Here is a 9,416-nt window from a genome sequence, read left to right on the forward strand (position 1 = left end):
GGCCTGCCTGGCGGCAGGCCGTTACCGGCCTGCACACAAAAAAACTGACAGCCCCAGACCCAGAAATGCCATAGCGGTAACCGTATGTCAGCAACGCTAGAACGGTCCTCGCCACTCGCGCCAGGGCTTGGTCCACGCGCCCGCGTCACCGGCGGGCAGCTGGAGGGGCTTGAACGAGCAGGCGTCAAACACCAGCGCCAGTGACGTGATCTCCAAGACCCGCCCCGCGATCACATCACCTTCACCCCCCGCATCACACAATCCTGCCGCCCCCCACCCATCCCCTCAGGCAAAAACGCAGTCAAATCGTACGGCAGCAACACCGTATCCAGCACAATCGAAAACGGCGTATCAATCAAAAACGGCCACCCCGCCAACGGCTTCGGATCATTCGCCCACGCCCACGACAACCGAGTGCCGTGGTACACGCACCGCTCCCCACTCAAATGCCCCATCGTGCTGAAACACCCGCTCAAGGCCACCGCCAGCCCAACCAACAACAGTCTCGCCTGCATACAGCCACTCCCCCGTAAAGCCATCGTCCCTGAACCCGCGGTTCCGGCAGGCACGCAGCATACCCGCTACCGAAAACCCAAGCAGCCCTCCCCCCAACCCACGCACCCCCAGCCGGTCACCCGTCAGACCAACGCAAATACCGTTGAATCAATCCCCCCACCCCACCCTCACATCTTGAAACCACAAAACCGTGTAGGCCCTGTATGACTGCCCTGCCAACCGTCGCCGAACGCCTCACATCCAGCACGCTGCCGGCCCCTTCACTGCCCGTTGCGGTCTATCACGCCCTGTTGCGAGACCCTCAAACCACCGAGCTGGCGACCGCTCGCGAGTTCCTGGACGCGCAGCTCATGCTCGCCAAGGGGCTTGGTGACGACATCGCGGGCCTGCCTGAAAACCTCGACACTCTCCCCGCATGGATCGAGCACAACGGCCAGGAAGTGGCCCACGCCTACCGCGACTACCTGGACGGTCGACGCGCCGGGCGTGGCCGCGAGTTTTTCCGATGCAAGGCTCATGCGCTGCACTTCCTGCAACACGTGGCCCCCACCAAGCTGGTCGATGGCGCGTGGCTGTACAACGCGCTGTCCCATGCCAATGACTGGCGCTACCACCATCTGATTCGCACCTACCTGGAAGAGCTGGGTGATGGCGATCCGGGCCTCAATCATGTGGTGCTGTATCGAAAGCTGCTGGCCGATCACGACTGCGCGCCGACCGAAGTGCTCGAAGAGTCGCTCTACGTGCAGGGCGCCATCCAGCTGGCGCTCGGGCATCTGGGCGATGAGTACCTGCCGGAGCTGCTGGGCTACAACCTGGGTTATGAGCAACTGCCGCTGCATCTGCTGATCTCTTCGTTCGAGCTCAACGAGCTGGGGATCGACCCGTATTACTTCACGCTCCACGTCACCATCGACAACGCCAGCTCCGGCCATGCGCGCAAGGCGGTGGATACGGTGCTGGACCTGCTGCCGACCGATGATTCACGCGATGCCTTCATCGCGCGGATGCGCGCGGGTTACCTGCTCAATGAACTGGGCAAGGGCACCAAGGCGGTGATCGCGGGCTTCGATCTGGAGCAGGAAGTGGTCGACATGCTCGAGCGCAAGCGCTCGTTTGGTCAGCACTTGCATTCCGATTACTGCCGCCTCGATGGGCTGACCGTGAATCAATGGCTGTCCGAACCTGGGCGCTGCCGTGAGTTTCTGACGGTGCTGGAGAACAAGGGCTGGATCAAGCATGACCAGGACCCGGCCGACAGTCGATTCTGGCAGCTGATGGACGGACCAGGGGCGCCGATGTTCGGGGTGTTCAACGGTTATGAGATGCAGCTGTTGCGGGACTGGATCGCGGGGGATTGGCTGGATGCCGATGCGTTGAGGAGGCAGAACCCGTTCCGTGCCCAGTTCCGCCGTCGCGTTTCGCCTGATGCGGCATCATCGGCGGCCGCTTCACGGTCTGCCGTGGCGACGCACACGCTGATCGAGTTGTTGTCGCCCGCCCAGCACGCCACGCCTGAAGGCTTGAGTGCCACACGCGTGTATGCCCGGAAACTGGCGGAAGGGTCATTGGCGGTATGAATCAGTCCATCACCCAGCCGGCCCCGGACGATGAGGCGCGAGGCTACGACCTGGCACTGCTGCAGATGGGCAGGAAACTGCTGGCGGACGATTACCGGTTCACCACCGTGACGCCGCTGACCCACCAGCGCAACAACAGCAGGGCGCAGAACGCGATCGCGCGCGATATGCGGGATATCTTCGGCTGGAATCGCCCATTTGACGCTGCGTTGTTACCCGGCGCAGAGGCGGCGGCGCTGCGTCAGAATCAAGTGTTGCGTGCCCACGCTGGGCAGTGGATCAGCAACGTGCGCTATTCCCGGCTGGGTGAGCGGCTGTTCGTGCACTCCGGCTTTCCGACCCAGGCTGCCGATTCGGTGTTCTTCGGCCCTGATACGTACCGGTTTGCTCAGGCGATCGAGGCGCACTTGCGGACGTCGACCCACCCCGTGCGCACGGCGGCGGACATCGGTTGTGGCAGCGGCGCAGGTGCCATCGTGATCGCCGGTGCCAGGCGCCAGGCCCAGGTGCAGGCACTGGACATCAACCCGATGGCGTTGCGCTTCACCGCCGTGAATGCGGCCTTGGCGCAGGTCGACAATGTGCCGCCTCGCTACAGCGATCTGTTGAGTGGCACGTCGGGCGAGTTCGACCTGATCGTGGCCAACCCGCCGTACATGCAGGACACGCAAAAACGCGCTTATCGGCATGGTGGGGATCGGCTGGGGTCCGAGCTTGCGGTGCGCATCGTCGAGCAGGCGCTGGAGCGTCTGACGCCCGGTGGCACCCTCCTCCTCTACACCGGCACACCTTGGGTGGACGGCACCGATCTGTTCTTGGAAAGCGCCCAACCCTTGATCGAGAAGCCAGGGTTCACATGGTCGTACCGCGAAGTCGATCCGGACGTGTTTGGCGAGGAGCTGGAGTCCGACACTTACGCCTGCGCTGAACGCATTGCTGCCGTGGTCCTGACCGTGACTAGAACCTGCTGAGGAGCGGTTGGACGGTCGCCACGCGGTGACCCTCCTCACACTCACCTGCGGCGGCTGGAACGTCGGTCTCAGAGCAGATACGCCAACCGCACTACCACGTCCATCCCTCTCATAGCCAATCGTCAGGCCCCGGGACTGCTGCACCGATCCTGGTGCACTCCTGACCTTGCGCCCTATGCCTGTGCTCGTCAGAACGATCAAGGATTGATCATGTAAGGATATTTCCTTACCATCCATTGAGCCTATCCGGGAGAATGCTCATGCCTGCCATCTACGAAATCGCCACCTTGACATCAAAAGGCCAAATCACCCTTCCTAAATCCGTTCGCCAGCGACTGGGCCTCGATACCGGTAGCAAGATCGCATTTGATGTGCGCGACGGTGAAGTGGTGGTCAGCCGGGTGGAAGCCATTCACCAAGACCCTGCCATCGGTGCATTTCTGGATTTGCTGGAGGTGGACATCCGCAGCGGGCGCAACCTCTCCGCGCTACCTGAGGATCTGGCGTACAGCATGCTCGCCAACGCAGGCTGCGATGTAAATCTGGATGACGCGATCGACGGTGAGGTTGCGCTCTGATGCAGCGGCACGGCTGGACACTGTTGTTCCATGAGGGTGTGATCGCACAGTTGCGCAAGCTGCAAGACGCTGCCGCAAGGGCCGAAAAAAATGACCCGCAACGCTTCGAAAGCAATGCCAACGTCAAACTGTTTCGAGCCCTGAGCCAGTTGATTCTGAACGTGGTGCCGGAGGATCCTTCACGCGAGGAGTTCCGCCAGGGCAACACATTGGGCGTAGCCTACCGCCATTGGCGACGGGCAAAGATCGGTAGGCGATTCCGCTTGTTCTTTCGCTACGACTCGAAATCCAGGGTGATTGTCTACGCATGGGTCAATGACGAAAACACCCTGATATCGGCAGGCAGCAAATCCGATCCCTATGCCGTGTTCGAGAAAATGCTTGGCCGGGGCAACCCTCCCGATGACTGGGATGCGTTGGTTGCTGCCACCAGAAGCGACTGGAAAGCATTCGAACCCTCTCCTTCTTGAGCCCGGTCGCTCGCAAAAAAGCTCCGCAGAACTCACTGGATGTCTCATTTGAGAACCGCGTCTGCGAAGGGGCGTTCAGTTCGATGGACTGGTGGCCTGGCCTTGGGGAATGCAGGAGAGGCACCTTGCCCGCCAGGGCGTGCTAGAGCACGTCGCTCATCCGACACAACCCCGCCCTCTGCATCGGCTCCGCCTCGACCCGGCCCTCCGTATGCAACTGCTCCAACACCACCACACACCCGCCGGCCTCGTAGAAGATCACCTCATAGTCCTGCCCGGCCTTGGGCACGAAGTGATACGACTGCCGGCAGCTGCGCGTCCGGCCTGCCGAGCCGTAGCCCTCACTCAGGTAATTCAGGGTGAAGGGCTTGCCCGCGGGCACTTTGAGTTCGGCGCTGGCCACCGGCTCGTCCAGGCGCCAGCTGCTGGTGGGCATGCCCAGACTGCGGCCGTTGTTGCGGTCGGCGAAGCCGGGCTTGGCCACCGCCATCACGCCGGCGCCGGGCACGCGCCAGTCGATGCAGTCACTGCCGGGTATGCCGCGCACCATGCCGTTGGTGAGCACACGTAGGCGTGCGGTGTCACCGGTGCTGGGTTCGACATAGTCGGTGGAAAACGCGCGGATGTTGGAGACGTTGCCGCAGCCACTTGCGGCCACGGCCAGGCCGAGGATCAGCAGTGCTCTCATGAACGTCCCTCCTCGATGCAATCAGCAGTGGTGAGGGCTTTCGCTCTTGAGCTCTTCACCGGTATCGGCGTTACGGATGATCACCGTGGCGTCGGGCGCGATGCTGCACATGGCGTTGCGCGCGGTGTAGATGTGCCGGCCCTCGGCAACGATCTTGCCGAGTTTCGGGATCGGCTTGCCCGAGGCGTCCTGGGCCGTCACGGTGTATACGCCGGACATGGTCACGCAGCCGTTCAAGGCCACCAGCACGGCGGCGCACAGCGCCGGTTTCAATAGCGTCGATGTGAAAGGGTTCATGCTGCGTTCTCCTTGCAAGGTTGGACGATTCATTGCAGCGCCTGGCAGGCCTTCAACGGCTCCACGGTCGGCAGTGCACACATATCGAAGCCATCACGGCGGGTGAAGCCTGCGCGCTTCATGCACACGAAGCGTTCCGCCCGTTCCTGGGCGCCGGCCTTGGGGTCGATGCCTGATGCATTGGGCTCGCCGCACGCGCGCATGGCCGCCAGTACGTCGGCCTTGCTCGCCCCGGGCTTGTGCCACTGCTCGACATCGGCCTTGGGCGGCTTGAACGCTGCCTCGGTACAGGCGCTGACCAGGGGGCCCAGCAGTACCAGCAGTGCGACGACTCTGAAGCGCATGTTCAATCTCCTGACGAACGAGGGGTGACTGGTACCAGCAAGGGCACGATGGTCGGCCAATAGCGGGCGCAGCTCTGCGCGCCATGGCCGTAGCAACTGTGCACCGTGGTGTCGCCGGTGAAGACGTTGGCCAGCTCCTTGAGCAGGTTGCTGTCTTTCGGAATGACGCCACCGGTGCCGGGGTTGTTGCCGATGAAGAACCAACGGCCCACCGGATCGTTGTTGTGCACCTGGTACTTGAGCACCATGTCGGCACGCTGTTGTGCATCGGTGACGCTTGCACGGTTCTGCAGGTAGGCCAGCTGTTCATCCGCGGTGTACACGTTGAACGCACCGCCGTAGTTGTTCACGGTGGTCTTGCTCAGCATGCCCTCGGTGCCCGGCGTGTTGTAGAGCGCCTGCCTGGCGTTGCCGCCGGTCATGGTGCCGCGACTGTGTTCGGTCAGGTGCAGGCCGGTGGAACCGTATTCGATCAGCAGCTGCTGCGTGGCGGCAGTGTAATTGGTCAGGCCGAAGAAGCTGTTGTCCATGTTCTTCTGGTACGCGGCGATCAGCAGTTCCGACAAGGCATTGCCGGCCTGGGGGAACCACATGAAGTACTGCGGCCCGGTAGCGTTTGCGTCACGGTGCTGGGCGGCGTACTTAGCGGCCGCCTTGTCGTCGTTGAAGATGCCGTTGAGGGCGACGTTGACCACATTCTTGTCATCGGCCTGCAGGTGTTTGCGCTCTTCGTCCCCGACCTTGCGGAACAGCGGCTTGCCGTCGGCGTCTTCCTTGGGCACGCCGTTTTCGTCCAGGATCAAGGCGTACATGTCTGCCGGGTGGCGGAACATGGTGCGGTACGCCTCATCGGTGAACTGCACCCCCTGCCGATACGCCTCGTTCTTGATCGTCTGCTCCGCCTCGGCGGTGCGCTGGAGCTTGCCCAGGTCCTGCCGGCCGACCTCGGTGTGCGCATTGGCCGTGTCGCGATTGAGGCTCGCCACGCTCTGCTCGGCATTACGCCCGGTCAGCTGCTGCTGGCGGTAGGCATCGGTGATCAGAATGTTGCCGTCGCTCACCGCGCTCAGGGTGTCGCCTGCGGACGAATCCGAGGCCTTGCCGGCATCCAGGTAGTTGCTGAGCAGGCCTTTGCTCGCGCCGTACATGCCCTGGCCGACGAAGTCGGTGCTCAGGGTCAGCCCGCTGCTGTCGGCGCTGGCGCTGGAGCTGTTGTGCAGGTTGGAGGTGGTCAGGGTGCCGGTGCTCAGGCGGTTCTTGCCGTCAGCGATGGCCTTGGCATTGCTGGCGATCACGCCGGCGGCCAGATCGGTATTGCCCTTGACGCGAATGTCGAAGCCCTCGTCGCCGGCGCGGATACCGCTCTGCTCGGTCACGCTCTGCAGGTTGGACTTCTGCACGCCCTTGTTCTGGCTGAACGAGGCGCTTGAGGTGCCCATGCAGAACGGTGGCACACAGATGCTCACGCCCACGCCGAGGCTGGTCTGTTTGGCCTCGTAGGTGCTGACGTCCTGCAGGCTTTGCACGGTCAGGTCGCCGCCGACATCGGCGGTCACCTGCTTGCCGCTGACCACCGCGCCTTTGAGGCGGGTGTCGCCGCCAGACTCGAGCACCACCCGGTTGCCGGCATCGACATGGGTGTTGCTCCACACCAGGTCGTCGCCATTGGCCTTGCCACGGTTCTGCGAAGCGCCTGCGTTGAAGCTCAGGCCATTGCGCTGGCCGCCCAGCGAGAGACCGATGCCGATGCTGCCGCTGCTGCCCTTCTCGGTGCTGCGCTGCTCGACGGTGTTCTGCGCGGCGAGCAGGTCGATCGAGCCGTCGGCCTTGAGGTTGGCGTCGTGCCCGGCGCTGATCTGGCTGCCTTGCACCACGAGGTTGCTGTCCTTGCCGGCGCCGGCAGCGGTGATGTTGACATCGCCCCCGGCCAGCACCGACGAGCCGGCCGCCGAGTTGGCGCGCTGCTCGCTCTTGCTTTCCTGCTTGCTGCCACCGGCCGAGATGCTGATGTTGATACCGCCGGCCATGGCCGGGTCCTGGTCATAGGCGATGTAGCCATTGCCGGCCCCCAACGCGGTGTTGACCAACGCCAGGGTCTTGAGGCGGCCGTCGTCGGTGCGCTCGGACGCGGTTTTCATGCGTTGCGCGGTGCGCACGGTCTCGATCACCGGGTTGGTCACGGTGATGGTCAGGCCACCCTGCTTGAACTTGGTTTCCTGGCTGACGTGCTGCTGGTCGCGCGCCTCGAGGATATCGACGTGCTGCGCGGCGATGTCGACATCGCCCTTGGGCGCCGAGACCTGGCTGCCGACCTGCTGGTAGCGGTCGCCGGCCAGAATGTTCACGTTGCCGTCAGTGGCGCCCACGGTACTGGCGGCCGCAGTCTGGCCATCGGTGGTGTTCTTCTCGCTGCGCTGCTGGCTGCCGATGGTCACGGCGATGGCGCCGCCGCTGAACAGGCCGCTTTTCTTCACATCCTTGAAGTGCTCTTCGCGCAGTTGATCGGTGGCGGCCAGCACGTTCACGTCATTGCCCGCCACCAGGGTCGTGCCGCTGGTGGACACCACGTTGCTGCCGCGCACATTGATGTCGTTGCCGGCTTTGACCCAGGTCGTCTCGCCGCTGAGGGTAGTGGCCTGGGCGCGGGTCTCTTCGAGGGTGTCTCGGGTGGTGGTGGTCTTCTTCGAGAACAGGCTGTTGCTGCCGGTGACCTTGTGCGCCTCGTCGACGAAGTTGTAGCGCTCGCCAGTGCCGAGGTTGACGTCGCGCCCGGTCGCCACGGTGACGCCGCCCTGGTCACTGGTGACGTTGGCGCCCACGGCGTTGAGGTCGCGGTCGGCGACCAGGCGCACATCGCCCTGCCCCTGAATCACGCTGCCGGTGTCGGTGCGGCTGGCCTCCTTGCGCCAGTTGCTGGAATTCCACTGCACGCTCTGCTCACGGCTCTGGGTGACGGTGTTGAGGTTGATGTCGTTGCCAGCGACCAGCGTGGTCTTGCCATCCTTGCCCGAGCTGATGATCTGCGCCGCGCTGAGGTTGATGTCGCGCGCGGCGTTGGCCACCAGCTCGCCCTTGGCCGCGGACACGAACAGCCCGGCCACCCGAGCGATGCCGGTGGCCGTGCCTTGGTCACTCTGCGTGTCGCGGGTACTCGACACCAGGTTGATGTCGCGGCCGGCGACCGCGTTCAGACGCGTGTTGGCATCGATCAGACCGCCGAGGTTGTTCAGGTCCGTGCCGGCCCTGACATCGACCTCACCGCCAGTGAGGCGTCCGCCCAGGTTCTGGATATTGGCGGCGGAAATCGCCAGCACGCTGCGCCCGGCGATGGTGCCGCTGTTGACCAGATCGCCTTGCAGCCTGAGGTCCACCACGTTGCCCGCCATCAGCGCACCGGAGCCGTCCAGGTCGCCGTCGCGCACGCGCACATACACCTGCGGCACCAGGGCCTGGGTCACGCTGCCATCGGCGAGGGTCACGTCCTGCTTGACCAGCCAGACGATGTCGCTGGTCAACTGCGCCATCTGCTCGGAGCTCAGCGCCACACCGGGCACCAGGTCCCATTTGCCGGCGTAGGTCAGCGCGCTGTCCAGCAGCGCGCGGTACTGGGTCTCGTCGTTGGCGTAGCCGTCGAGGAAGCGTCGGCCGGTCAATTGCGCGATCTGCTCGCGGATCAGCTTCTGCTCGTAGAAGCCATCGCCCAGGCGCGTGAGCGTAAGCCCTGGATCGAGCTGCAGGCGGTCGAGCATGTAGCTCGACGACAGCCAGGACCGGTAGCTGGTGAAGCGCGGATCGCTCTCCACCAGGTAGCCGGGGTTGGCCTGCGGATTGATCTGGAACAGGCTGTTGTTGGGCAGCTGGGTGTTCACCCCGCCGGTGCGGATCGACTCGCCGACCCCCCCCGCCGCAATCGCCTGCAAGGCCGGCACTTCGAGCACCGCGCCCAGCGCACGGCCGGCGCCCAGGTTCACC

Annotated in this window: 9 protein-coding genes; 4 read left to right on the forward strand and 5 right to left on the reverse strand. The window is 63.9% G+C overall.

From position 1 onward, the window contains the following. Positions 1 to 230: 230 nt before the first annotated feature. Positions 231 to 515: a YceK/YidQ family lipoprotein gene (locus RT028_RS18375; protein ID WP_312936636.1), complete on the reverse strand. Its 285-nt coding sequence runs from the start codon at positions 513 to 515 to the stop codon at positions 231 to 233. A gap of 204 nt (positions 516 to 719) precedes the next feature. On the opposite strand from RT028_RS18375, the gene RT028_RS18380 reads away from it, so the two are divergent. The 4 genes from RT028_RS18380 to RT028_RS18395 all read left to right on the forward strand — a co-directional run bounded on the left by RT028_RS18380 (position 720) and on the right by RT028_RS18395 (position 4,115). Next, on the forward strand, positions 720 to 2,096 hold the full coding sequence (locus RT028_RS18380) for an iron-containing redox enzyme family protein (protein WP_312936638.1): 1,377 nt from the start codon (positions 720 to 722) through the stop codon (positions 2,094 to 2,096). Beyond that, positions 2,093 to 3,067, forward strand: a complete 975-nt coding sequence (locus RT028_RS18385; protein WP_312936639.1) for a class I SAM-dependent methyltransferase — start codon at positions 2,093 to 2,095, stop codon at positions 3,065 to 3,067. The genes RT028_RS18380 and RT028_RS18385 overlap by 4 nt, the downstream gene beginning before the upstream one ends. Before the next feature lie 260 nt (positions 3,068 to 3,327). Further along, positions 3,328 to 3,645 (forward strand): type II toxin-antitoxin system PrlF family antitoxin, encoded by a 318-nt coding sequence (locus tag RT028_RS18390; RefSeq protein ID WP_312936641.1) that lies wholly within the window; start codon positions 3,328 to 3,330, stop codon positions 3,643 to 3,645. Continuing rightward, complete coding sequence (locus tag RT028_RS18395; RefSeq protein ID WP_312936643.1) at positions 3,645 to 4,115, forward strand: type II toxin-antitoxin system YhaV family toxin; 471 nt, start codon at positions 3,645 to 3,647, stop codon at positions 4,113 to 4,115. The genes RT028_RS18390 and RT028_RS18395 overlap by 1 nt, the downstream gene beginning before the upstream one ends. Before the next feature lie 142 nt (positions 4,116 to 4,257). Here RT028_RS18395 and RT028_RS18400 read toward each other — a convergent pair whose 3' ends face one another. From RT028_RS18400 to RT028_RS18415, 4 genes are all read right to left on the reverse strand, one after another. Continuing rightward, a complete protein-coding gene (locus tag RT028_RS18400) occupies positions 4,258 to 4,803 on the reverse strand; it encodes a hypothetical protein (protein WP_312936645.1) in 546 nt (181 codons plus the stop codon). A gap of 21 nt (positions 4,804 to 4,824) precedes the next feature. Beyond that, on the reverse strand, positions 4,825 to 5,100 hold the full coding sequence (locus RT028_RS18405) for a hypothetical protein (protein ID WP_312936647.1): 276 nt from the start codon (positions 5,098 to 5,100) through the stop codon (positions 4,825 to 4,827). 29 nt (positions 5,101 to 5,129) lie between these two features. Beyond that, positions 5,130 to 5,444, reverse strand: a complete 315-nt coding sequence (locus RT028_RS18410; protein ID WP_312936649.1) for a hypothetical protein — start codon at positions 5,442 to 5,444, stop codon at positions 5,130 to 5,132. A 2-nt stretch (positions 5,445 to 5,446) separates the two neighbouring features. Further along, positions 5,447 to 9,416: hemagglutinin repeat-containing protein (locus RT028_RS18415; RefSeq protein ID WP_312936651.1), on the reverse strand; the 3,970-nt coding region annotated here is incomplete at its 5' end.

It is taken from the genome of Pseudomonas sp., from assembly GCF_032058845.1.
Lineage (GTDB): Bacteria > Pseudomonadota > Gammaproteobacteria > Pseudomonadales > Pseudomonadaceae > Aquipseudomonas.

Coding starts and splice junctions, on each gene's coding strand:
- RT028_RS18400 (WP_312936645.1), bottom strand. CDS start 4,803: ATGAGAGCACTGCTGATCCTCGGCCTGGCCGTGGCCGCAAGTGGCTGC.
- RT028_RS18410 (WP_312936649.1), bottom strand. CDS start 5,444: ATGCGCTTCAGAGTCGTCGCACTGCTGGTACTGCTGGGCCCCCTGGTC.
- RT028_RS18380 (WP_312936638.1), top strand. CDS start 720: ATGACTGCCCTGCCAACCGTCGCCGAACGCCTCACATCCAGCACGCTG.
- RT028_RS18390 (WP_312936641.1), top strand. CDS start 3,328: ATGCCTGCCATCTACGAAATCGCCACCTTGACATCAAAAGGCCAAATC.
- RT028_RS18385 (WP_312936639.1), top strand. CDS start 2,093: ATGAATCAGTCCATCACCCAGCCGGCCCCGGACGATGAGGCGCGAGGC.
- RT028_RS18375 (WP_312936636.1), bottom strand. CDS start 515: ATGCAGGCGAGACTGTTGTTGGTTGGGCTGGCGGTGGCCTTGAGCGGG.
- RT028_RS18405 (WP_312936647.1), bottom strand. CDS start 5,100: ATGAACCCTTTCACATCGACGCTATTGAAACCGGCGCTGTGCGCCGCC.
- RT028_RS18395 (WP_312936643.1), top strand. CDS start 3,645: ATGCAGCGGCACGGCTGGACACTGTTGTTCCATGAGGGTGTGATCGCA.